The sequence below is a fragment of the Saccharothrix sp. NRRL B-16314 genome (assembly GCF_000716595.1).
Lineage (GTDB): Bacteria > Actinomycetota > Actinomycetes > Mycobacteriales > Pseudonocardiaceae > Actinosynnema.
Genome location: NZ_JNXC01000049.1, coordinates 1 through 24,591, shown reverse-complemented (window position 1 = coordinate 24,591; position 24,591 = coordinate 1). Strand labels below are relative to the sequence as shown.

Below are 24,591 nucleotides of genomic sequence, written 5' to 3'. Positions count from 1 at the left end.
TTCTCGGCAGGCACAACCTCGAACTACGCGGACCATCGGCCGCACTTCTCATGACCAGGGATGGCCGCGCAAGGCGGTGAAGTCCACGTAAGACTCGGTGTGGGCGATCTGGGTGCCGGCGAGCCTGATGAGCGGGTCGACCTCCCGCCAGTCGACCGCGTCGGGCGGACGCAGGGTCAAGCCCGGCAGCGCCGCCAACAGACCGGTGACCATGTCCGCCACTACCCGATCGCCCAACGCGAGCCACAGCGCTTCCCTCGTCGGCGGGGCGAAGGCCACGACGGTCAGCGGCGTCCCCGCGAAGGACACGACCTTGTGGTCGATGCTGCCGCCCGCCTGGGACCACTTGCCCGAGACCGCGTCGAGGCTGGTGTCGAGCAGCACCACCACGTCACCGACGGCGTCCAGGGTCTGCTTCCACCGCCCGAGCCACTCCGCCGCCCATAGGCAACTCGCCCCGAGACACACGTGCACGGGACCCCTTCCGCCCCATTCCTCCACCATGCGCGTCACGTGCGCCGGCTCGGCGAGTTCCACGTGCCACAGCACGTCGCCGCCAGCACCGTCGTCCGCGACGGCGCGTACGGCCACCACCGGCTCGGCGGGACGGGTGCCGAGGTCGGCGACGGTCGCGGGATCGAAGCGGTAGGTCTCCGCGAGCCGGTGCGCCAAGCGGACGTTGATGCTCAGCGTCGGCACACCGCCCAAGCGCGAGGTGAGGTCCACGACGCGCACGACCTCGTCGACGTCCACGTCACGATCGGCGACCATCATCCGGCTGTCCAGGAGGTCATCGGTGAACCGGTAAGCCACGTTCCGCAGCACGGTTTCCGAGATCACCTGGTCGTCTAGCGGATCCGGGTCCGGCACGAACACCGGACCGTCCGCGCCCAGTCGGCGCAGGGGCTCGACAGCTCCCTCCAGGTCGATGTGGTGGTCGAGCAACGTGGCGCCCCGCGCGGCCAGGTACTCCCCCAGCGACGCGTACACCGTGCTCTCCCACAGCAGCCACGCCGGTTCGAACCCGTCGTCGATCGCGTCCGCCGGCGACCTCTCGGGCTGATCCGCCCGCAGCGCCTCGTCGCCGAAGGCCGTGCGCACAGCGCTGTCGGCGGCTTCCAGGGCCGCCGACACCACTTCGGGGGCGGCGGCGAGCCTGCGCCACCGAGCGTCGGGGTGGTCGATCTCCCGCAGGTCGGCGGTGGTGAACTCCTCCGGACCCACGCGCGTCAGGGTTTCCAGGACGGGTGACTGCATGCAGCACCAGGCCACCGCACCCGCTGCCAACGCACGCCGGTGAGGACCCCGGACCGGCCGGAGCAGCGCGTCGAGCGCCTGGTGGAGCGGTCGGTAGGCCGGGTAGACACCGAGCGCCTCGTCGGCAACGGCGTGCCGGGCGAGCACGACGTTGACGCTCATGAAGGTCGCGTAAGTCTCCTGCACCACGCGACAGAGGTCGAGAAGCGGAACGAAGAGGGTTTCCCGCCATGCCGGGGTACGAGCGGCGAGGTGCAGCGCAGCGCCCCACGCGGTGTTGTCGGTCAGCGTGAGGTGGTGAGCTTCGTGCATGTGCACCACCTCGTGCCTGACCTGGTCCACACCGGACAGTCGCAACTCGAACCTCCCCGGGTGGTAGAGCCCGGAGTCGACACCGCCATCGCCCGAGAACAGCAGCGCCGCCAGGTGGTCCGCGCTCACTCGGCCACCTCGATCCGCAACCGCACGCCGTCGGTGACCTCGACCTCCGCGCCGGTCCGAGCCGCGAGCCCAGCCGATGCGACGAAGTCCGCGAAGTCGAGCGGGTGGACCACCTTCGCCAGCGTCGCGGGCACCTCGGTGGCGGTGATCCGCAGGACCGCCCCGACTCGGCCGGCGACGTCGGTGACCGACAGTTCGCCGATCGCGGGCAGCAACCGCGCCAACCAGGTAATGGAGTTGTTCGCCACGTCCTCGCGCAGAAGCACGGAGGCTACCAGCGCCCAGGCGACGGCCTCCTTGTTGCGCGCTGCCCCCAGGTCGATGCTCCACTCGTCGGCGTGCAGTTCGAGGTAGCCCTCCGGGCGGCTCTCCCCGCTGTCCCACTCCAGGCTGGACATCTTCGCGGTCGCCTCGATGAAGTCGTCCCCGCCCGGACTGCGCACGCCCTTCGCGACCCGCTCCAGGTCCGGCCGGCGGACCCGCTCGTCCGGCACTCCCGCCTTCGCGAGCAACGCGTCGAACCTGTCGTCGTTCTTCGTGGTCACCCTCGCTCCTTCAGTCCTGAGAACCCGACGTAGGACTCCGTGCGCAACAGGTGCAGGGCGGCGGCACGAGCGTCCTCCAGCTCCGCGTCCGGCAGTGTCGTCTCCGTGAACGCACCACCGAGAGAGGCCCGGAACTGGTCGAGCAGCAGTGTGGTGGTGATCCGGTCGCCCACCGCGAACCACGAGTGCCGGTTGCCCGCCAACCGCAGCACCAGCGCCACCACCGCCGAACGCGACGGGTCGTCGAGCAGCAGCCTCGTCGCCCGCACCGGGACACTGCCCGCGCGCCAGCCGGGGAGGAACCGCTCCGCCTCCACGTCGATCAGCACGGCGTTGACGCCGGGCAGCTCCGCGAACCATGCCTCCCGCCACCGGGCGTCGGCCAGGCAGGACGTCGTCACGCAGCACACGATCGGGCCGCGGAATCCCCACCCTTCGGCGATCTCGTGCAGCTCCGCGACGGAGTCGACGATCCGGTGCAGGACAGTGCCGTCGGCGTCGACCAAGCGCACCGCGACCACCGGGCCGCCGTCGGGCGGAGACCCGGTCCAGTCGTACTGCTCCGCCAGCGCTGCGGACTGCCGGACGTGGACGAACAGGTGAGGCACGTCGTTGATCACCGTGTTGCCCGCAGCGGCGGCGACCAGGCGGTCGACCGGCAGGGACAGCACCCGTGCCGGAAAGCGCTCCAGCTCCTGCAAGTCGTGGCTCATCTGCTGGATGAGCGCCGCCCTGAGCGCGGAGTCGTCGAGCGGTGCTTCGTCCTCCCCGACACCACGCAGGAGCAGACCGGGCACGAGCGATGTTGTGGCGGCGGCGCCTTCCCGGTGGCCGCTGTAGTCGAGTACGGCGGCACCGGGCAGTTCGCGCCGCGCCTGGTCGTACGCCGCGATCTCCCACGCCCGCCAGAGTTCGTCGTGCTCGGCGGCGGACATCGTGGCCAGCGGTGCGCCCGCGATGTCGGCGTCCAGCAGGTCGCGGCCGAACCCGCTGGCGACGGCGGAGTCCGCGGCTTGGGCGATGCGGAGCGCCAACGCCGGCCCACCGGCGAGCAGCCGTGCCCACCGGCGATCGGGTAGGTCGGCTGAGCGGACGTCGGCGAGGGTGATCGCGTCGAGGCCGCGGTCGACCACGATCTCGAGGACCGGGGTCTGCATGCACACCCTGGCGAGCGCCGTGACGACGGTCAGCTTGCGGTTCACGCCGGCAACCCCCGCAAGCACCTCGACCAATCCGGCGTGAAGGGACGCGTAGGACGGGTAGGCGTCGAGCAGTCGACCGGTCGACCCGTGGTGGGCCTCGACCGTCGCGACGCTGGAGTAGGTCACGAACGTCTCGTGCGTCGTACGCGCCACATCGAGGAAGTCGACCAGCGGGCCGCTGGGGAGGTGGGCGAGCGCGTGCAGCAGGATTCCCCAGGCGGTGCCGTCGTTCAACGCGCAGTGGTAAACCTCGTGGAAGTGGACGACCGCGTCGAGCACCTCGTCCCGGCCGCCCAGGCGGACGCGCGAGCCCTCGGTGGGGGTGTACCGGCCGGATCCGACGAGGCCGTCGAACAGCAGTCGAGCGAGGTGGTCGTCAGCCATCCGCGGTTGCCTCCAGTGCCTCCAGGTTGCCGGCCACCACGTCGAGTTCGCGGTCGAAGTGCCCGGGGTGGCGGCGGTTCAGCGCCTCGAACCGCGAACGCGCCTCCAGCAGGTGTCGGCGAGCGGCACCGGGATCGTCGTCGAGCAGGAGCCTGCCGAGCGTGTTCAGCGTGCCTGCGTACGGGGCGAGGTAGGCGTCGTTCCGGCTGCGCGCCAAGTCGCGGCGGTGCTCCAGCGCCTCGATCGCGACCGCCGCGTCACCGGTGGTGGCCGCCAGGTTGTCCAGCACGTCCGCCAGCAGCGACAGGTGCGCCCGCCGGTCGCGGGCGACCAGTTCGCGGGCCCGCGCCTCGGCGCGGCGCGCGTGCCGGGCCGCCTCGGACTCGCGCCCCGCGACACGCAGCCGCACCGCCTGGTTGTGCAGCGCGATGGCGTACTGCGCGCGGTGTGGCGCGCCCAGTTCCCGGAAACGCGCCACGGCGAGAGCACCCGCCGCGACGGAGCGGTCGCCCTCGTACAGCAACGCTAGCACCGCCCACGCTTCGGCCGACATGGCAGGCGAAGTCGACTCGACTTGGTCCAGTGCCGCCGAGACCGCGTCGTCCCGCCGGACGCGCAGGTACGCGGCTCGCGCGGCGAACCGGAGGGCCAGGCGCGACGCCCGGTCTCGGTCCGGTCCGTCCCGGTGGGCCTGCCAGGCCCGCCACTCCACCTCCAGCGCGAAGGGGCCGAGGGCCAGGCTGCGGCGCGGCAACGCCTCGGCGACCACGTCGAGGTCCTCGCGGCCCAGCGCCGGCAGGCACCCGGACACGGCAGCCAGGAGCGCGTCGGGTTCGGCTACCGCCGCCACGGCGACGACCACCGCCGGGACGAGCCGGGCAGGAGCGGCCGCGATCGTGGCGCCCAGCCGCGCCACCCACTCGGGGTGCGCCGACGCCGGGGCGGCCAACACGGTGAGGGCCCGCACCGCCTGTTCGGCACTGACTGCGGGCAGCAGGTCCAGCAGTTCCGGGTTCCTGGTCAGCGCCCTGGTGACGTGCGCCTCCGCCAGCCGGCTCGAGGCCATCGGGTTGAGCGAGCCGGTACCGGGGTACAACTCGCGGGCCCAATCCGCGTACCGCCGCACCACGTCCGGGCCCGCGTCGGCGAAGGTCGGCAGCATGCGCAACGTGGCCAGGGCCGTGGCGTCGTCCCGCGCCCCGAACAGGCAGGCGGCGGCGACCACCTGCGTGAACCGCGCGGGATGGGGGTCGGCCAGGTGGTGGACGGCGGCGGTGGCGTCCCAATACTGGTGTTCGAGGCGCAGCAGGTCGCCCACGGCTGTGCCGTGCACCTCCGCCAAAGCTGCTTCGTGCGCGTCCAGTGCGGACGGGAAGGTGGGTACCTCCCCGACGGCCACCGACGTCCCCGCCACCGCGGCGAAAGCCCGGTGAGCGGCGTCGAACTCGGGTCGGCCACCCGGCGGGGTGGGCACCTCGCGCACGGACAAGTAAGGCGCCGGCGACCCGTACCCCTCGGTGTCGACCAACTGCTCGAACCAGTCGCCGGTCGAGCGCGCCAAGGCGAGCACGGCGACCCGCCGCCCGTCCTGCGGCCTGCGCACCGCGGCGGACAGCGCTGCCGCGAGCTGGGCGGTGCGGGTCTCAGCCCGGTCGAACACCAGCAGCGCCGGACCGAGCGCCGAGTCCAGCCGCCGCAAGGCTTCGATCGGCATCGTCGGTGAGACGAAGCCGGCGAGCCAGCCGCGAGCCGACATCCGCTCGCACAACTCCACCGCTGCGCGGGTCTTGCCCGCGCCACCGGCCCCGGTCAACAGCACCGGCGGTTCGGACGGGGAGAGGCACCAGCTCTCCAGGTCCGGTACCACGCCGTCCCGGTCCTGGAAGTCCACCAGCGCGCGGTGCGGGTCGAGCAGCGCGCTGGGCGGTCCCGGCAGCGGTGGCCGGCGCCGTCGGTCGACCAGGTCGAACAACGCCAGTTCGGGCGCGACCTCCTCGACCATGCGGGCCAGTCGTGCGAGATCGTCGTCCACGGTGCGCCGGTGCAGCCTGGTGTAGTTGCGCACCACCAGTGGGTGCAACGAGTTCGGCAGCAACCCGCGGCGGGGCATCTCCGTGTCGACCAGGACCGGGATGATTTCGACTCCCGACTCGAAGGCCATCTCGATCTCACGGCGCACCCAGTCCTCGGAATCCCGCAGCCGCCGGCCACCGGCCGCCGGATCCGCCCACGCGCGGCCGATCACGGCGAGCAGCACCGACGAGTCCCGGACCCGGCGCACGAGCTGCGGCTGGAAGTCGCCGGGCCCCACGGAGCGGCTGGCGCGGAACACCTGTCCACGCCCGAACCGGCCGGACAGGTAGAGATCGATCAGGGCCGCCACCCACGGCTCGTCCTCGTTCCGGTAGTTGACGAACACACCGCCCACGTCCCCACACCCCCCGGAATGCCCCGTCACAAGTCCATGCGGTTGTCGAAGCGGACTTCCTCGCCCGCGAGGTGCGCCAGGACCGGCCCGAGCAGGTTCTCGTACGCGCCGAGGAACGTGTGGTCGGCCACGACCTTCCCACCCGGCGGGTACAGCTCCGCGAGCGCGGCTTGGTGCACGCGCACACCCGCGTGGGACAGGGGGCGCAGCATCAGCGGCAGCGTGTGGCCGTCGTGCTCGACCGAACCGACCAGGAACGGGACCACCCGACCGAACGACTCCGTGCGCAAGAAGGTGTAGCGGAAGCGGCTGCCCGGCGCGTCCAGCCACAGGTCCAGGTGCTCGGTGAGCGGCAGGTCGAGCAGCAGCGCCGTCCGCGCGGGCCGCCACCCGGCGGCAGCCGGGTGGTCGAGCAGGGTGCAGGGCACCACGGCGATGACGGGCACCTCGCTTCGGTGGACCTCGGCGAGGTCGGTGGCCCGCCGCAGCTCCACCACGTGCCGACCGTCGTCCTCGCGCACCGTCCGGCGCACCACGCAGAGCACGTCACCGGTGGGTGGGCGACTCCCGGGCTCCCACGTGTAGTTGTCCGTCAACGACTTCGACCTGCGGACGGTGGCGAACAGGTGCGGTCGCTCCAGGTCGGCGGTCATCAGCGACAACGCGGTGGAGTCGGGCAGGACTCGCGCGGGCAGCGGGCCGGCGACCGAGAACCCTTCGGACTCGGTGTTGCCCAGCACCACGGCCCGCGTCTCGGCTTGGCGCAGCCGCGTCCCCGGCTCGATGTCGACCGCACCGGCCAACTCCCGGGCTGCGGCCACGAGTTTCGGCGTCCACAGCAGGTGCTCGTTCACCCCGAGTGTGCCGTCCCCGCCGAGCGCCGACGCCGCCGCGTCGTACACCGCCTCGTTGACCAGCACCCACAACTCCTCGAGCGCGGGGTCGAACATCTCCGCGGTGAGGGTGGCCGGCTCCACCAGGGCGGTGAGGCGCGGGTCGGCGGGGACGTGGGCCGACCAATCCGGCAGGTGGCGTCGCAGCAGCCCGAAGCGGATGTCCGGCAGCTCCCGCTCCCGCAGATCGGCCAACGAGAAGTTCGCCAGGCCGACGTCGAGCACGCGCTCGATCACCGAGGTCTGCATGCACGCCCTCGACACGGCGTGGGCCACGTGGAAGCGGAGGTACGGGCTGTCGACCGAGGCGACGACCTCCGCCATCGCGTCGAAGTGCGCCCGGTAGCCGGGGTAGTTCCGCACCACCCGATCACGGTCCCACCCGAGTGCCAACGCCGGCAGCCACGAGGCGAACGCCTCCTGCACTAGGCTGCTCGCCCGTGTCAGAGCACCCGCCGTCTCGCGGTGCTCCCGCGCGCCGGTCGCCATCCACAGCGCATGGTAGGTCCGCGCCACCGCGCCGAAGCTCGTCGAGTCCTGGAGCTGCTTGTGGTGGGACTCGTGCGCGGAGGCGAACTGCGAGCTATTCGGGTCGTCACCGGGCTGGACCAGGTGCCAGCGGTCGTGGTCGAACGAGCCGGAGGCCGGTGGGTGGGTCATCGTGACGTGACCCCGGGTCTCACGTCCGCCACCACCGTCGATCAGAGTTCATCGTGGGTGTCCTCGGCGTTGTCGTCGTTGTGGAGACCGTGACCGCGGAAGGCCCGCGCACAATCCCTGAGAACCGCCGCCGCTCGCGGCCACCCGGCCGCCATCGCGTCGGCGTCGTGCTCCAGCTCCGCAGCTCGTCGACGTTCCTGGCCCCCGCCCTCGAACACGCCGCGAACGGTGGTCCCCTGGTTGTTGATCACACCCATCACGAACCCTCCCGCAAGCGCGTTGCCGCCCGGCTCGTCGAGCAGGTCCCGCACGGCCTCTACGGGCCAGAGGCCGTCGTCACCGGCGGGCACCCCCGTCAGCATGCCGCCGAAGGCCTCGTCACCGCGTCGCAGGAGGCGGTCGTCCCCGGACAGCACCTCTCGTGCTCGGGCGAGGTACTCGTCGAGCTGGTCGAGGCCGAGCCGTCCGTCCGGCCGCCAACGCCAGTCCCGCAACGCGAAGTAGGCCGGGACCCGGAGGGGTGAACGGGGCTCCCCTTCCCCCGGGTGGGCGAGGCGGACGGCCTCCGCGAAGGCTGCGGGATCGGCTTCGATCCTGCGGTAGAGGGTTCGTGGCGCGCGATGACCGAAGAGGTACTGCCGGTAGAACAGCTCCAAGCCGGCGACCTCGGGCGAGTCGCCGACCAGGGTGGTGAGGTGGTCGAGCAGGTGCGCGACGTCGAAAGACGCGCCCTGGTAGGGCTGCTCGGCACTGCCGTCCGACGCGGCGCCGGTCAACGCCTTCGTGATGAGCAGCGGCGACCTGGCCCATGCGGTCTCGGGGTCCACGTGGACCGCCCTCGACAAAGCGCTGATCACCGACCACGGGCGCCGGTGCTCCAGCACCAGGTCGAAGAACCGTTCCGGCTCGTCTCCCACCGCGGGCCAGGCAGGCACCTGCCGCCAGAACAGTTCCGCCGCCTCGCCGTCGGCGACGTCGAGAAGGGTCGAAACGTCCGCGGAGCGCGACAAGGCGATCAGGAATTCGGCCTGCCCCTTTGCGCTCCATGTGGTCATCCTGGTGACCAGAGGCCGCCACCAAGGCTCGCCGCCTTCGCGGACGCGGGTCTCCACCCAGCTCCGGGCGAACAGGGTCTCGTGCTCCGAACCGTCCAGGAAAAGCACCACGTCATCGAGGAACAGGTCTTCGGTGGCTTGTGCGGTCACCGTGCCCACCACGTCCGGCCACTCGGAGCGTCGAGCCAGTTCCAGCAGACCGGCCAGTCCGGCACCGGCCACCTCACGCACGATGTCCACCCGCAGCGCGGCCAGTTCACGGTCGTAGCCCGCGATGTCGTGCCAGTCGACGCCGGGCAGCCGCGGTCGGGCGGTGAACAGCCAGACGTGGCGCTCGGCGCGCTGCCTGGGTTCGACCTGTTCCGCTACCGTCGCGAACGTCGCCACCACGTGGTTCGCCACCGTGCCCGGGTAAGTGCGTTGGGAGCGCACGAACTCGTCGAGTTCCGACCACAAGCGCAGCGCCTGCTCGTCGTCCAGAGCCGTGAAATCGGCTTCCGACAGCCCCTGGACGATCCGGTCCCGCTGCCGGACCGGGATGTGCGCGGTCAGCGGGACCAAGTCGATCCAGCGCCGCGGATCAGCCGCGAGTGCCGTGGCCACCCGCTCGGCGACGCCGTCGAACGCGGCTTCCGTCTCGTCCGGCGTCGGACCCTCGGTCTCCGGCAACAAGGAGTCGCGGAACTCGGGCTCGTTCGTCCGCTGGTGCAGCCGTGACGGCGGCAGGGACACCAACTCCAGCAACAGCTTCCAACACGTGCCGGGATACCTGCTGCCAAGTCCGTCGACAACCCGCAGCCGGGTCTCCAACGTCGCCGACGTGTAGGCCCACCCCGGCTGGAACACCCGGCACAGGCTGTCCAGCGGCTGGTTGTGGTCGTTGGCACCCGCCGTGACGAGCTCGTCGAGACGAGCCAGCACGCGCGCCGCGTGCGGCAGGTGCTCGGACGACCAGCACAGGGTCTCCAGGGCCCACAACAACCACACCTTGAGTTCGAACCGCCCGGGACGCTCGCTGGCCCGATCGAGCACGTGGGCGAGCAAGGGCGTGTCCCCCACCAGTGCTCCGTCCAGGGCCAGCAGGAATTCGGTCGGTGCGGCCTCGGCGAGCAAGGGCAGTTGTTCGGCCACCGACTGCCAGGTGTTCCCGGTCCGATCGCCGTTGCACAGGTCGAGCACCTCCCGGACCACCTGTGACGCGTGGCTCTGGCCGGTCCGCCCATCAGGCAGCCGTTCCTCGCCGTCCGCGCCCATGAGCGCCGCGACGAACGCTATCGCCCGTCGAAAGTCGTCCGAGTACTTCCGGTCGGTGCCCATCGCCTTGGCCGTGAAGCGCTCGTCGTCCGGCAGTTCGAGCAGCGGGTCGGACTCGGTCAGCACGGCGACGGCCATCGCGTGCCACCGCTCCAGGAGTGATCGGGTGAGGAAGTTCCTGAGCATGATCCAGGCCGCTTCCGAGTCGGCGAGCTGCCACCGGGTCCCGGAGCGGTGCAGCAAGGGCGCCTCGGACGCGGCTGTGCGCTGGGCGAACCTCTCGACGTCCTCCCAATCCTCCTTCAGCAGTCCGGCGATGGCGTCCTGATCGGCGAATCGGTCGGACGTCGACCAGGAGCCGGCCAGCACCAGGCCGCTCATCGCGTCGACCGCCCACTCCGGTGCCCGAAGGCCATCGGCCGACTTCCAGCGCCACACCGCCATGCTGCGTCGGGCCACACCCGCCGCCTTGTGGGCCTGGGCGTGCGACAGTCCGGCCTCGATGAAGACCTCCAACGCGCGTTCGGTCGACAGCCTGGGCAGCGTCACCACACCTCCGCCAGCCTCCGACGAGGTGTGGATGTGCTGGAGGAGCAGCACGTGCAGGCCTCGGGCCGCCAGCGCGTGGACGTCGACGTCCGGGGTGGCGACCACCACGAGGAGCGGCGGAGCCAGGTCAGCGCAGTGCGCCGCGCCCGCTTCGCTGGTCACGCGCACCGCTCGCACGTCCGGGTGGTGCAGTTCGAGCACCGCCGCGGTGAAGGCGCTGCCCTCGTCGGTCGACGTGCAACGCAGCCGGAGTAGGGAGGGCGAGCCCGTGAGCCACGCACCGAGGGCGCCGGTCTCGGCATCCCGCCCGGCGACCGGCAGCGCCGCGGGCATCGACGGCCGGGTGACACCCGACCAGTGGGCCCACCACTCGTCGAGTCCCCGCAGGCCGTCCGTCGCGCCGATGCGCAGCTCGGGTTCGAGCCGGAACAGGTCGTCCATCAGGCGCGGCAGCAGGTGGGCGATGTTCTTGTGCGTCACCTCCACGTCCTGCCGGATCGCCAGCTCCGCGATGTCGTCTGGCAGGTCGTCCGCGATCAGCCGCGGTGCTCCACCGAACCTGACGACGACGACCCGCTTGCCGTCGGCCAGCGCTGTGCGCACCTCCCGACGCACCCAGTCGTCCGGGTCGTCGATGCGCCGCCGTCCATCGTCGCCGCGCACCAACCAGTTCGGACCGACGACGACCAGCATGACGACGCACCGCTCGATCGCCTCCAGCAGTTCGGGCGGGAAGACGTCACCGGGACCGATCGACCTGCTGGAGCGAAAGACAGCCAGATCACCGAACCGTACGCGTGCGTGCACGTCGATCGTATCGGCGACGTATTCACCATCTTGACCGCGGAAGCTGATGAAAATTCCCGGACGGCTGGTTCTCATGATGGACCGATCCTATACGTCCGCACAATTGCGGGTGGCTGTGCCTTCTGTTTGTGCCAGCAGGCAGGTCGATGGGACGGTGTAGCGGTGTTCGAGATCTTCGTGAACTACCGAACCGCCGATGCCCGGTTCGGTGCAGCGGCGGTGTACGAGCTGCTCGCCGCCCGGTTCGGGTCGAATCACGTGTTCCTCGATCACCGGTCGATGGCACCCGGCGCTATTTACCCCGCAGAATTGCGGGCCGGGATCGACCAGGCACGAGTGCTCTTGGTGCTGATCGGCCCGGAGTGGTTGGCCGAAGACTCAACCGCACCCGGAAAACGACTGGTTGACCGAGAAAACGACTGGGTGCGACGCGAGATCCGACGCGCCATCGGTCGAGGCGTCCACATCATCCCGGTGCTGCTCGACGGTGTGCCGCTGCCGAGACCCGGAACGTTGCCCGCCGACATCGACGGCCTGACCCTGCGCCAACGCATCGCCGTCGATCACCGACGACTCGGCGAAGACGTCAAACGGCTCGCGGCCACCGTCGCCGGCCTGGTCCCCGAACTCGACCTGCCCGACCTGTTCGTCGAGGAGCCGCCACTGCCGGAAAACCCCTTGCCGAGCGAATTGCTGAACCCCCGGCACCGGGTGGTCCGGTACGAAGACGTGCACGGCTCACTCGGTCGGCTCCAGGCTTGGCTGTCCGAGCCCGCCACGACCGACGTCCGGTTGTTCACCGGACCAGGTGGCAGCGGGAAGACCAGGCTCGCCGTCGAACTCGTCGAAGCGAACCTAGACGTCACAACGACGTGCCCTTCGTCGACCTGGGTAAGTCACCCACGCATCAGTACAAAGAGCCCGAAAAAAGGGGCGACATGACCGGCCCGAGTCCGGTCGACCGCGGCAAGCCCGGCTCGAAGATCCATGTCGTGTCCGACCGTGCCGGTCTGCCATTGGCCGTAGGCGTGTCCGCGGCGAACCTGCACGACAGCCAAGCACTCAAGCCCATGCTCATGGCCATCCCGCGCATTCGCTCACGACGCGGCCCGCGACGCTTCCGCCCGACGAAGCTCCACGCGGACAAGGCATACGACATCGACCACCTCCGCCGATGGTTACGCCACCGAGGCATCATCCCGCGCATCGCACGCAAAGGCATCCAGTCCTTCGACCGGCTCGGACGGCACCGCTGGGTCGTCGAACGCACCATCTCCTGACTCACCGGCTACCGGCGCCTGACCATCCGCTACGAACGCCACGCCGACAACTACTGCGCCTTCCTCACACTCGCCGCACCACTGACCTGCTTCAAACGACTGGCGACGATCGCCACATGAGACGTCGTCTTAAGGGAAGACGATCACATTCGACTCAATAGCTCCTGTAAAGACTCGTTGTGCGAAGCCATGGCTGGGATCACCTGACCATTGCGTCACTGGCGAATTTCGGAAACCAGCAAGTTATGCAACTTCGTGAGAAACTCAGGCAACGTCGCTGCCACTACTTGCACGCGAGAATCGCGGTTGTCGTACACACCCTCGCGATCGACCGCACTCGGCGGCATCCTGTATACAGGCGCACCATCAGGCAGCCCGAGCGCGAAATAGGTTCCGCCCCCATCTGAACCGAAGGTCACCACGTCGATGCTCGCGGCTCCTTCGATCCGAACCGGCAGCCTGCCGTCACGCCCGTTGACGGTGGCCTGCGCCATCGAGACGAAGTAGCCGATATGAACATCCGGCAGCGACACCTCCGCCACATGCCGGTAGAACTCGACGAGTGGAGCGGGCAGTTGCATCACTCCGTCCGGGAGCGGTCCAAACGCAGGCCTGGCCTTGTTCTCGTCGGGCGGGTACCCGAACTTTTCCGCGAAGCCGGAGACGAACCGGGCCGCGAGGTCATTCACCGACGTCAGCCAGAGCTCGTAGTCGAAGGCAGTCACGAACAGCACCTTACTCGCAACATGAGGCGGGGAGGCCCGATACGGACCTCCCCATCGATGATCACGGCCAATACCAGTACGATCCGGCGAACTGTTCGTCTATGCGGCGTGCGAACTCCTCGATCTGGGCCCGACCGGCGTTCGGGTTCTGCGTGCGGAAGGTGGTCCAGTTGTTAGTGATGTCCTGGTGGTGGTTGTCGGCGCGGCCGTGGTTGGGAAGGTTCGTCCGACTGCCGGGGACACCGCGAATGTTCGACGGCGCGTCGAAGTCGAAGTCCTTGAACTCCGGATGGTTGCGGTACTCCTGCGGAATCGCGTGATGCGCGTCCCAGTCGTTCGGCAGCCGAGGTTTACCCTGCCGCCCTAGTTCAGCCTGGTACCTGCCCCGAAAGTTCCCCTTCTTGATTGTCGGGGACTCCGGAGCCATCCCCGTCGGTGACGTGCTTGAACTAGAGCTGGAGCTGGACGAATTGCCGAACATGTTACCCAGGCTTTGCGTGAAAAGCGCCGCGCCGCCGATGATCAGCCCGCCTCCCGCGAGCACACCGGCGGATCCCAGCGCAACCGCGGGTCCACCCAAAACGCATCCGGCACCGGTGCCACAGAGAACCGTGCCGCCTGCCGCGACGCTGAAACTGAGCTGTGCCAGAAGGGCACCGCCAGCCATCGACGCGCCGCCAAGAAGTGTGTTGCCGATATCGTCCGCATGCTCGTCGAAAAAGTTGCCGATGTCGTCAAGCCCTTCGTCGACTGCTTCCCCAACGTCACTGACTGTGTCGCAGACGCTCTGGAACCAGTCAAAGCAGTGACCGTCGTTTTCGATACCACTGATGGGGTTGCCGCCGGTGAAGGCGTAGCGGTTGCCGGTGAAGGGGTCGGCGCCGAGGTTGAGGTCGGCGAGGGCGCCGTTGTAGTTGTCGCGGGTGAGGAAGCGGTTGAGGCCGGGGTTGTAGTCGCGGAACCCCATGTCGTAGGAGTCGGCGGACGGATCCCAACGCTTGCCGTTGTAGCGGTAGAAGTTGTACGGCTCCTTGCCGGGTTGCTGTGCCTCCGGCTTGTCGATGCCGGTGAAGGCTTCGGTGTCGTCCTTGCCGTAGGCGGTGTAGCCGTAGGTGGCGAGGGTGTCGCCGTTGTCCTTGGTCAGGATCTCGACGTCGGTGTGAGGGTTGTAGCCGTAGTAGGAGTCCTCCGCCACCTGCGGGCCGGTGCCGTCGGTGTCCTTCTTGATCTGGGTGAGGCGCTGGCCGAACGCGTCGTATTGGTAGGTGCGTTGGAGTTGTCCGGCGATCTCCTCGCCGACGACCTTGTCGGTGAGGCCGAGGTAGGCGTAATCGGTGGTCTTGCCGTCCTCGGTCTTCGACGAGGTGCGGTCCAGTGGGTCGTAGGCGTAGCCGGTGGTCTTCAACGCACCGCCGTCGCCGAGCTTGCTGTGCTGGGTGGTGCGGTCGAAGCCGTCGTACTTGTACGACTGGACGATCTGGCCCCCGGAGGTGACGGTGTCGAGGCGGCCGAACGGGTCGTAGTTGTAGGCCGCGGTGACGCCGGAAGTGGTGGCGGTGAGTAGGCGGTTGCGGTCGTAGTTGAAGGTGGTGGTCTTGCCTTCGAGGGTCGAGGTGGTGACGTTGCTGTTGGCGTCGTGGACGTAGTCCTCGGTCTCCAGCACCGCCCCGGCCGCGGATTTCTTGGTCAGGTTGCGGATGCGGTCGAGCGGGTCGTAGGAGTACTCGCGTACCTCGTCGAGGTAGGCGGTGATGTTGTCGGCGTTCTGGATCTTGGAGGCGTCGCGGATCCGGTGGCCGTTGGCGTTGTACTCGATGTGGTGCTGTGCGACGAGGGTGTTGTCGGACTTCTTCTCGACCTGGGAGGCGAGGGCGCCGTCGAGGTGGTAGCCGTAGACGACGGTGTTGCCGTTGGGTTTGGTCTCCTGCTGGATCTGGCCGCGGTCGGTGTAGGTGTAGCCGGTGATCTTCGGCTGGCCGCCGGTCTCGGTGTTGGTGACCTGGTCGACCAGGTCACGCGGGTTGTAGCGGAACGCCGAGCTTTGCCGGTCGTGGCCGCGGGTGAGTGGTGCGCCGTTGTCGTTGTAGGAGAACGTGGTGGTGCCCTTGACCTCTGCGGCAACCTTCTCCTCGACCATGGTCAATTGGTCGAGGCCGTTATAGGTCATCGTGTAGGCGTCGACCTTGGTGCCGGGCGAGGTGTCGGTCAGCGAGACCAGGTTGCCGTTGGCGTCGTAGGAGTGGGCGAAGACCTTGTTCTCGTAGTCGACCTCGGTGGGTGTGCGGACCAGCTTGACGGCGTCGGCGATCACGGTGCCGTCGGCGTTGTCGGACAGCGTCACCGTCGCGGTGTTTCCCGTGGTGAGGGGGAACTTGCCCAGGCTGACCCATTCGCCGCCGCGTTCGGTCTGGTCGAGCGTGACGGTGGTCGAGGTGGTGCCGGTGTCGACTGTGAACGGTGCGTTGGTCGCCGTACCGGTCACTCCGCCGGGGTATTTGGCGAAGACCTCGTAGGTGCCGTCCTGGCCGATGACCGGGCGCCAGGTGAAGGTGGTGGCGCCGGTGCCGCGGGCGGTGCTGCGGTAGTCGTAGCCCTGTGAGCCGCCTTGGGTGGTGGTCCAGTTGCCGGCGATCTCGATGTTGCCGGTGTCGGAATTGTCGACCAGGGCGACGTAGGAGCCGACAGGGACGCCGTCGTCGGAGCGGGACTTGAGCTTGCCGTCCGGGTAGTGGGCCCAGGTCATGGTGCGGTTCGAGGAGCCGCCGGCGCTGGTGACGGTGCGGGTCTTCTGCTGGCCGAGTTCGGTGTAGTCGTAGGCGGTGACGATGTCCCACGGGTCTGTGGTGTTGCGGACCCAGCCGTTGTCGAAGTAGGTGTACTTCGTGGTGTTGCGGACGGTCTGTCCGGCCGACGGCGGCGCGCTGACCTCGTTTACCCGACCGACCGGGTCGTAGGCGTAGGTGGTCTTGTCCGGCGTCGTGTGCCGCGTGTCGTCACGGTCGAACGGGGTGAGCTTCTCGATGGGCCGATTGAGCTTGTCGTAGACGGTCGCCGCGACGAAGTCGTCCGGGTCGTCCGTGGTCTCCACGCCGCGTGGGGTGATGACGCGGGTCTGGTTACCGGCCTCGTCGTACTCGAACTTCGTGACCCGCTCCACGCCCGCCTTGTGCGGCGTCCTCACCTCGACCAGTGAGGAGCGTTCGTCGTAGACGTGGGTCGTGGTGACGTTGGTCTGGTCGGTGCTGGAGGCGGTGTTGCCGTCTTTGTCGTAGGCGACCCGTGAGACTTTGCCTTCCGCGTCGGTCGTGGTGACCTGGCGGTGGTTGAGGTCGTAGGTCGTCCTCGAGGTGAAGTCGGTCGTGTCCGGGGTGGCGTTCTTGATCGGGTCCACGACCATGACGAGGTTGCCGACCCGGTCGTAGGTGTAGGTGATGGTCTTGTTGTCGGCGTTGGTGGTGGTGGCGAGCTGGTAGATCTCGTCGTAGCCGTACCGCGTCACGTAGTCGTTCGGGTCGGCGGGCGTGAGGTTGCCCAGCGGTTGGGTCTCGGTCAGCAGGTTGCCGACCTTGTCGTAGACGAACGACGCTGTGCGCTCAGGACCTGTCGGGGTGTCCTTGGGCATGGTCGTCGAGCTGATCTGGTCGGCCTTGTCGTGAACCGCCGTGGACACCGCACCGTTGGGGGCGGTCGACTGGGTGACGTTGTCGTTGGCGTCGTAGACCGGCGCCGGGGTGACAACGAAATCGCCCGCGGCCTGGTCCTTCGGTGTCCTGGTCTGCAGCGGGCGGCCGAACACGTCGTAGCCGACCTCGGTGATCTTGTCCAGCGCGTCCTTGACCGAGGTGACGTTGCCCCGCGGGTCGTACACCATGGTGCTGCTGTGGTTGTACGCGTCGGTCGTCTTCTTCGGGTACCCGGTCGGATCGAACTCGGCGAATGTGGTGGTGTTCTCGTTCGCGTCTGTCGACGTCGTCAGCTGCCCGAACTGGTCGTAGGTGTAGACCGTCTTGTAGTCGTCCGGGGACGGGGTCGGTACGCCCTTGGGGTCGGTGACGGAGGTCAGGTTTCCCTTGTCGTCGTAGCCGAACGCCCACATCCGCCCCTGGGGGCTGGTCTTCGACGTCAGGTCGGCGGTGTAGCCGCCCAGGCCGGTCTGGTAGTCGAGTTGGGTTGCGGGCCAGTTGTTGACGATCGCCTCGGCGTCGCGGATCGACGTCGGGTATCCGGTCTTCGGGTCGTACGTCCAGGTGGAGACCGCGCCGTTGTCCTCGGTCAGCTTGACCACGTTGTTGTCGGCATCCCAGTCCAGCTGCGTGGACTGGTTCTTAGCGTTGGTGGTACGGATCGGCCTGCCGTAGCCGTCCATCCGGAAGGTGCTGGTGTGGTTCTCGGCGTCGGTGACCGTCGACTCGACCTCCGACCCGGTGGAGCCGTCGGGGTCGCTGTAGGCGAACCCGGTGTTGTGCCCCAGACGGTCGGTGAGCGTTTGGAGCTTCCACTTGTCGCGCGGGTCCACCGGCGCCGTGTAGTAGGCGAGGTCGGTGGCGTTGCCGCGCGGGTCGGTGATCTTGACCAGTTTGACGTTCTTGTTGCCCTGGGTTGCGTCGTAGGTGAACCCGAACGTCTTGGCCTGCGGGGTTCCGACGCCGTCGACGAACCGGGTCAGCAGGCCCTTGTCGTCGTAGGTGAAGGTGATCGTGCGACCCGAGACGTCCGTGAGGGACTGGACGTTGTCGATGATCTTCGGGTTGCTCGTCTCGCCCTTCTCGAAGTAGTCCAGGGTGAGCACCTGGCGGCCGTGCGGGTCGGTGACGTAGGCCAGGAACTTGCGCGGCTGGTTGTTGGACTTGCGCTCGGTGTAGGTGAACCGCTGCTCGTTGCCGTTGCGATCCTTGACCGCAGTCAGCCAACCCTGGTCGTCGAAGAGGAACTCGGAGCGGTCCGGGCGGGTCAGCTTCCACCGGCGTGACGGGTCCGCACCGCCGTCGCGCTGCACGAAGTAGTGGACCCCGGCGGGCTTGTCGTAAGTCCACTGCGCCGGGTCGGTGCTGCCGTTCTTGTTCAGCTCGAACGTGTGACTCGTGCCGTCACCATCGGGCAGCGTGATCCTCGACGGGTAATCTTGCCCCTTCGGGTGCAGCTCCAGGTACGTGCCCAGACGCGTCAGCCCGCTCGCCGCCAGCGACCAGCCCTGGCCCAGTGACGTGGCGGAGGTGTCCATGCTGTTGTACGTCATGCGCACGAACGAGTTCAGCCCCCGACCGGGGTTGGTGAACGCGTCGTAGGAGAACACCGCGTTGCCCGCGAACTGGTTGACCAGCACGTTCGAACCCGAGCCGGTGGCCTTGCCCGCGTAGGAGTAGAACTTCTCCAGCCCGAGCTGGTCCGACGTCGGGTCCTCGACCGTCACGTTCTGCGCGAGCGCCGGAATGCCGCCGGTGGCGGACAGCCAGGTGCCGGTGGTCTTGTTGCGCAGGTCCCAGTTCAGCACGAACTGCTCGCGCTTGTTCCCCGCGTCGCTCTGGATCGGCGTCTTCACCCGCGCCTGCACCGTGACCGTCCCACCGGGCAGGACATCCGCGGGCAATGCCGTCTCCAGGCGGTTGCCGCCCGTCGTCGCGTCCGTCCCGTCCGGCAGATTCCACCTGTACGACAACACCTGATCCGCCGCACGCCACGTCGACGTGGTCGAGTTCGTGACGCTGACCGGAACGGTGTACTCGTCGCCGGGGATCATCCGCAGCGACGGGGTGTCCGGCGCGTAGTAGGTCATCTCCGCCGTCGGCTGCGTGTAGGTCACGACGAGGTTCGGGCGCAGTTGCGGCTCGGCGGCCTCGTCGGACAGGAACAGCACCCGCTGCTGCGCACCGGCCTCGTCGCGCAGCTTCACCTCGAACCCGTGGTTGGACGCAGGGTTGTCCACCCAGCCCTGCACCACCCCGGCGTTCTCCCAGATGTGCCAGTTCGGGTCGTTGGGGATCCCCAGCACATGATCTGCGTACGCGCCCAGGTCACCGCCCGGCGTGCTCCACGCCGTCGCCGTCGACGCCCGGTTCCACGTCGCCTGGCTCTCGGTGAACGACCTGGTCAGCGGGTGCCCGTCGAACGTCGCACCACTGCCGTCGCTGAAGAACCCCCACAGCATCATGTCCGCGTCCACGATCCGCGCACCAGCCGGGATCGCGGACAGGTCGTTCCACTTCACCGCCGCACGCGTGCGGCCGTAGGTGGAGGACTTGTTGCCCACCATCAGCCACGGCTGCCCGCCGATGGCGTCCAGGTTGGTGTCCGGCTGGTTCGACGACAGCGTCGTGTCGCTCGCGCCGCCGTGGAACACCTGGGTGATCAGGCCGGCCTTCGGCAGCCGCGCCACCTGCGTCGGCCCCGGGACCAGCTGCCCGTCACGGGTCTTCACCGCGACCATGTAGTAGTAGGCGTTGCCGAACGGATCCGCCGAATCCGCCGGCGTTGGCCGCGCTGTCGTGTCCGTGAACGACGTCGCCGACGGCGCCAACGGTGCGATCAACGTCGAGGACGACGGCGTGAACGCCTGGAACACCGTGCGGTGCACCTGGTACTCCACCACGTCATCGGCAGGGTTCGCCGGATCCGGGTCCACGTAGGGACCCCAGTTCAGCTCCGCGCCGGTGGAGTAGATCTTCGTGGGGTGCTTCAGGTCCGCGCTCGGCCGACCGTAGGTCAGCACCAGCTTCGGGTTGTTCTCGATCTCACCGTTGTAGGCGAACTCCGCCGCCTGGTAGATCGCCCCACCACGGCTGAGGGTCTCGTCGGTCGACTTCACCATCAACCCGTGGTTCACCGCCGAACCCGACACCCACGACTGCGCGATGTTGCGCACGTCCCACTCGTGCCACACGTGCCCGACGTTCGCCTGCTTGGTCGCCGTGGACAGACCCGCTTCGGCGAACGCCGTGTTGATCGAGTTCCAGGTGGCGGTGTCCTCCGACCAGCCCGCCGTGACCCGACGCACCTCGTGCACGTTGCTGTTCGCACCGGTGTCCAGCTCGCTGTCGTAGTACAACCGCAGCTTCGCCGACGACAGGCTCGTCCCCGTCGGCACCACTGACGTGTCGAACCGCAACAACGACCGGGCGACACCGTACGGGTCCGTGCCCACCGACAGCTGATAACTCGACCCGTCGTTGCGGGTCGGCGTGTCCGACCAGATCTGCACGTCCTGCCCGGTGGTCGGCGTCGGCTGCAACTTCACCGTCGGGTCGATCGTCACCGGGTACTTCCGCCCCGGCTCGGCCAACCACGCCCGGTCCGCCTTCACCGTGACCGTGAACTCCGAACCCCGCTGCTCCACCGTCTGCGTGACCTTGTCACTCCACACCCGACCGTGCGGCGACTTCCGGTCCTCCGCACCGTCGAACATGAACGGCTTCGGCATCGTGAACAACGGCGGACCGTCCGCCACACCCTCACCCGTCGGGAAGAACCCGATCGCACCATCTGGCAGGGATCTCGCCGTCACACCACCCAGCTGCAACGTGAACCGGTACGTCGCATCCGCAGGAGCCTCGTGGAGGACGATCTCCTCCTTCAACGCCTCCCCCGTTACCACATACGCCAGATCCGCCCCGTCGAACACACCCGGATACACCACCCGGTTGCCCTCGACCCGCGGCTCCACCGACCGCGCCTCGGCGTCGACACCCATCGCGACATGCCGATCACCCGCCTGGAACCGCACCAACCTGTCCGTGCGGTCACCGAACGAGCTGCCGAACACGTTGCTGTCGTTGCCGAAGCGGTAGCCGTCCTTTCCGGACTCGCGCACCGCCGTGTCGATCGGCCGCCACCGGCCCTGACCGTCCTTGAAGGACTCCGGCCGCGCCGACACCTCCGCCTCGAACTCGTCGTTCGACAGCTGGAACACCCGCATCGACGACGTCCGCCGATCCTCCACCTCTCGAACCCGCGTGGGCGGCTCCACCACACGCGCAACCGGCGCCGGATCGGCCTGCGGCGGTTCGTCCGGTGCGGCCTGCGCCGCACCCGGCGACAACCACCCCGCCACCGATCTCCACAACCCCGACAAACCCAGGTCGGGCAACTGACCGGGACCCGATATCGGCGGCCCGGCAGGCACACCGACCACGGCCAGAACGGCCACCAAAGACAAGATCAACAATCGTGAGAGCAGGCTGAAGCCACGCGGCGGACGCACGAACCCCCCTGGTTCGTCGCCGAGAGCCGTCACCACACGGTGAGCACGTCGCTACTCGGCGTACGCAACTAGGGACGCTAACGAACACAAACCACACACACCTAGGACCAAACGGGCCAACACCGACGATCAAACCGACGCAAACGCAGGTACACAGGCGAACCACCCGCAGCTACCGCCGTCCACGACCAGACCCGGCCGGCAACCATTCGAATCGACTCCACCAGGCGTTCACGACCCGATCACCGCAAGCCGCCGCGAGCGGTGTCCGCGAGAAGATCCGCGTACGAGCGCCACCTCCGGCAGCACGTCCTCACACCCCCGCCAACCCAGCCGAATCGCCAGGGACGAGCCCTCTACTTCACGCGACTCGCCGAAGACTTCGACCACGGCGGAGTCCGGCTATCACAGTCCCGGCGTCACCTGCCCCGCCTGTCCCCCAACACCGGCTCCGCCCGGCTCCCAGCGGGCAGCAGGCAACAGGCAACCAACTTCGAGGTGATCCGGCATGTTCACGAGAACGCGGATGCGCGGTAGGGCCGGTTGGCCACCGGTTGTCCCGCCGGCCGGACATCCGGCCTGGTCGCGGAAGGCGGCACAAGCGTGCGCTTGGCGGCTCGGCATCCCTTTACCCGCCCGGTATACCGGCCCCCACCACAGGCACCGAACCCCACGGGCCGCCCGACTCGTACAAATGCATCGACCTACCGCCCGCCGTACCACGCCGGCAACGGCGCCGCGATACGTGACCGCGGACAGAACAGCCCACATCCCAGGGTCTCCAGGTCAGTGGTGAGATCATCGTCCGTCCTGGTCGATCGGGGCGCGCATGAGCTCGACGGCCGACCAGTGGCCGCGCCCCGCTGCTTCGTCCACCACCGCAACGCCGTTGTACCGACACAGCGGATCGGCACCTCGCTCAAGCAGAAAGGCTGTGACCGCGACCTGCAACGGTTCGCCGGACTGGAGATGGCCGTCGTACTCCACATCGACAGCGTGCTGTAGAAGGGTGCAACCGTCGCCCTTGTCATCCTCGACATCGGCACCGGCATCGAGGAGGGCCCTCAACTGCGCCAAGTCCTCCGGTGGGCGCCGTCGAGCCGTGCTCTGTCTGGGGACATCTCGGCCCTGGTCGCGAGTACAGCAAGGTGTTCGATGTCGTCTCGCGAGCCGACCAACCACATCCGATCATCCGCGCACGGAGCAATTCAGGCGAGTGTTCATGCGGACGGTCATCGGCGCCATTGACGTGAAGCGCGCGACGGCGCCGTCCGCGGCGTGCCGCACACCGGACTTCCGCGCGGATCGTCCCCCGCTGACGTGGCCTCGTCGATCGGTCGGCGCACTCGTTGGGCTAACGCGTGTGCCAGGGGCCGCACGTGCACTGTTTCGCCCCTGCACTGCAGGGGCACCCGGAAGTGCCTGGTTGGCGACGGAGGGTGTAGCGGTGTCACGGACAGTCAACGGCGGCCTGTTGGCCAGCCGCTACCGACTGCTGGAAACGGTGGGGATCGGCGGGATGGCCGAGGTCTACCGTGCCGAGGATGCCGTGCTGGGCCGCGAGGTGGCGGTCAAGGTGTTCCGGCCCGGCTGGGACGCCACGGCGAGGCGCCGGTTCGAGGCGGAGGTCCGCACGGTGGCCGGGCTGTCCCACCCCGGTCTGGTGCCGGTCCACGACGCCGGCACGGGAGGCGACACGCCGTTTCTGGTGATGCGGCTGATCGAGGGGCGGACCCTGCGCGCGGAGATCGCCGACGGTCCCCTGCCGGTCGACCGGGTGCGGCGACTGGGCGCCGAACTGGCCGAAGCGCTGGCCTACGTACATGCCCAAGGGGTGGTGCACCGCGACGTCAAGCCGTCGAACATCCTGCTCGACGACCAAGGCAGGCCCTACCTGGCGGACTTCGGCCTGGCCCACCTGCCCGGCGCGACCCGGCTCACCCGCACCGGCCAAATGGTCGGCACCGCCGCATACCTCGCCCCCGAACAGGTCCGCGGCACCGGAGTCGACCGCTTCGCCGACATCTACGCCCTCGGCCTGGTCCTGCTGGAGTGCCTCACCGGCCACTGCGAGTACACCGGCAGCGAGGTCGAGGCCGCCGTCGCCCGCCTGCACCGCTCCCCCGCGATCCCCGAGCACCTGCCGCCTGCCCTGGTGGACCTGCTGACGGCGATGACCGCCGCCGACCCCGACCAGCGGCCGACCGCCGCCGACTGCGCCCGCGCCCTGCAGGCCGACCCTGCCGAGAACACCCTCCCGATACCCGCCCAGGTCCCGCTGACGGCTCCGGCCGAGGCGCCGCGGACGGCCCCGGTGCCGCGCAAAGCGCTGCTGGCCTCGGCAGCGGCGCTGCTCGGCGCGATCAGCGTCGTGTGGGCGATCACACCCGGTGCCCAGCCGGTGAACTCGGCGCCCGCGTCGACCCCGCCCGCGGCCATCGCGACCTCCAGCGCGGCGGCCCCGGTCTCCACCGCACCACTACCGAGCGCGGAGGCGGTGCTCCAGCAGCCCGCCACTCACGCCGGTGCCGATACCGCCGCCCCCGTGGAAGTGGGGCGGCAACAGGTCGTCCCCGCTACGAAACCGGAATCGGGCCCGGAGAAGGAGTCTGGTCCGAAGAAGCAGAAGGACACGCCGCAGTCACCCGGCAAGAGCAAGAAGTAAACAAGAACCAGATCGGGGCTCCTCTGCCGACCACTTGCCCATCGTCGCTGCCATCGAGGACACCGGCTGCACGGCGTTGCGGCGGTGGCTGCCCGCTCGGCCAGACCACGCTGATCATGTAACCGATGGGCTAGTAGGACTTTGTTAAGTGCCGTTGACCTGCGGTTTCTGTTGGCTGTTCGTGGCCTGGACGGGTTGTCGGCAGGTGTGGCAGATGCCGGTCCAGGCGGCGAGTAATCGTTGGAGGTGGCG

11 protein-coding genes and 1 pseudogene are annotated in these 24,591 nt (G+C 68.7%); 3 read left to right on the top strand and 9 right to left on the bottom strand.

The features are described 5' to 3' along the window. Positions 1 to 48: 48 nt before the first annotated feature. The 6 genes from OQ02_RS37470 to OQ02_RS37445 are packed head-to-tail and all read right to left on the bottom strand — an operon-like array spanning position 49 to position 11,550. On the bottom strand, positions 49 to 1,698 hold the full coding sequence (locus OQ02_RS37470; protein ID WP_033443436.1) for a hypothetical protein: 1,650 nt from the start codon (positions 1,696 to 1,698) through the stop codon (positions 49 to 51). Then, the gene (locus OQ02_RS37465) at positions 1,695 to 2,243 is read right to left on the bottom strand and encodes a hypothetical protein (RefSeq protein ID WP_033443435.1); all 549 of its coding nucleotides are present in this window, start codon (positions 2,241 to 2,243) and stop codon (positions 1,695 to 1,697) included. The genes OQ02_RS37470 and OQ02_RS37465 overlap by 4 nt, the downstream gene beginning before the upstream one ends. After that, on the bottom strand, positions 2,240 to 3,829 hold the full coding sequence (locus tag OQ02_RS37460; RefSeq protein WP_033443434.1) for a hypothetical protein: 1,590 nt from the start codon (positions 3,827 to 3,829) through the stop codon (positions 2,240 to 2,242). Before OQ02_RS37460 ends, OQ02_RS37465 begins: the two co-directional genes overlap by 4 nt. Next, positions 3,822 to 6,257: a toll/interleukin-1 receptor domain-containing protein gene (locus tag OQ02_RS41720; RefSeq protein WP_051773291.1), complete on the bottom strand. Its 2,436-nt coding sequence runs from the start codon at positions 6,255 to 6,257 to the stop codon at positions 3,822 to 3,824. Before OQ02_RS41720 ends, OQ02_RS37460 begins: the two co-directional genes overlap by 8 nt. 26 nt (positions 6,258 to 6,283) lie before the next feature. Further along, the gene (locus OQ02_RS44435) at positions 6,284 to 7,810 is read right to left on the bottom strand and encodes a hypothetical protein (protein ID WP_033443433.1); all 1,527 of its coding nucleotides are present in this window, start codon (positions 7,808 to 7,810) and stop codon (positions 6,284 to 6,286) included. 41 nt (positions 7,811 to 7,851) lie between these two features. Further along, entirely contained in the window at positions 7,852 to 11,550 is a 3,699-nt protein-coding gene (locus OQ02_RS37445; RefSeq protein WP_081916220.1) for a toll/interleukin-1 receptor domain-containing protein, read from the bottom strand. On the opposite strand from OQ02_RS37445, the gene OQ02_RS41715 reads away from it, so the two are divergent. Beyond that, complete coding sequence (locus OQ02_RS41715; protein WP_331281573.1) at positions 11,470 to 12,417, top strand: toll/interleukin-1 receptor domain-containing protein; 948 nt, start codon at positions 11,470 to 11,472, stop codon at positions 12,415 to 12,417. The genes OQ02_RS37445 and OQ02_RS41715 overlap by 81 nt on opposite strands. Then, positions 12,405 to 12,875: pseudogene (locus tag OQ02_RS40500) on the top strand (IS5 family transposase); the annotation flags it as partial. The gene OQ02_RS41715 and the pseudogene OQ02_RS40500, both read left to right, overlap by 13 nt. 95 nt (positions 12,876 to 12,970) lie before the next feature. Here OQ02_RS40500 and OQ02_RS37430 read toward each other — a convergent pair. The 3 genes from OQ02_RS37430 to OQ02_RS37420 all read right to left on the bottom strand — a co-directional run bounded on the left by OQ02_RS37430 (position 12,971) and on the right by OQ02_RS37420 (position 22,751). Then, positions 12,971 to 13,480 carry an SMI1/KNR4 family protein gene (locus OQ02_RS37430; RefSeq protein ID WP_156077551.1) on the bottom strand — a complete coding sequence of 170 codons (510 nt, stop codon included), beginning with the start codon at positions 13,478 to 13,480 and terminating at the stop codon, positions 12,971 to 12,973. A 61-nt stretch (positions 13,481 to 13,541) separates the two neighbouring features. Further along, positions 13,542 to 21,524 carry a DNRLRE domain-containing protein gene (locus OQ02_RS37425; protein WP_051773289.1) on the bottom strand — a complete coding sequence of 2,661 codons (7,983 nt, stop codon included), beginning with the start codon at positions 21,522 to 21,524 and terminating at the stop codon, positions 13,542 to 13,544. A gap of 948 nt (positions 21,525 to 22,472) precedes the next feature. Continuing rightward, a complete protein-coding gene (locus tag OQ02_RS37420) occupies positions 22,473 to 22,751 on the bottom strand; it encodes an ankyrin repeat-containing protein (RefSeq protein ID WP_033443430.1) in 279 nt (92 codons plus the stop codon). Between the two features lie 370 nt (positions 22,752 to 23,121). Between OQ02_RS37420 and OQ02_RS37415 the strand changes: the two genes are divergently transcribed. After that, positions 23,122 to 24,339 (top strand): serine/threonine-protein kinase, encoded by a 1,218-nt coding sequence (locus OQ02_RS37415; protein WP_051773288.1) that lies wholly within the window; start codon positions 23,122 to 23,124, stop codon positions 24,337 to 24,339. The last annotated feature ends 252 nt before the right edge of the window (positions 24,340 to 24,591 follow it).

Excerpts from the sequence above, each read along its gene's own strand:
- OQ02_RS44435 (WP_033443433.1), bottom strand. The coding sequence starts at position 7,810 with ATGACCCACCCACCGGCCTCCGGCTCGTTCGACCACGACCGCTGGCAC.
- OQ02_RS37460 (WP_033443434.1), bottom strand. The coding sequence starts at position 3,829 with ATGGCTGACGACCACCTCGCTCGACTGCTGTTCGACGGCCTCGTCGGA.
- OQ02_RS37445 (WP_081916220.1), bottom strand. The coding sequence starts at position 11,550 with ATGAGAACCAGCCGTCCGGGAATTTTCATCAGCTTCCGCGGTCAAGAT.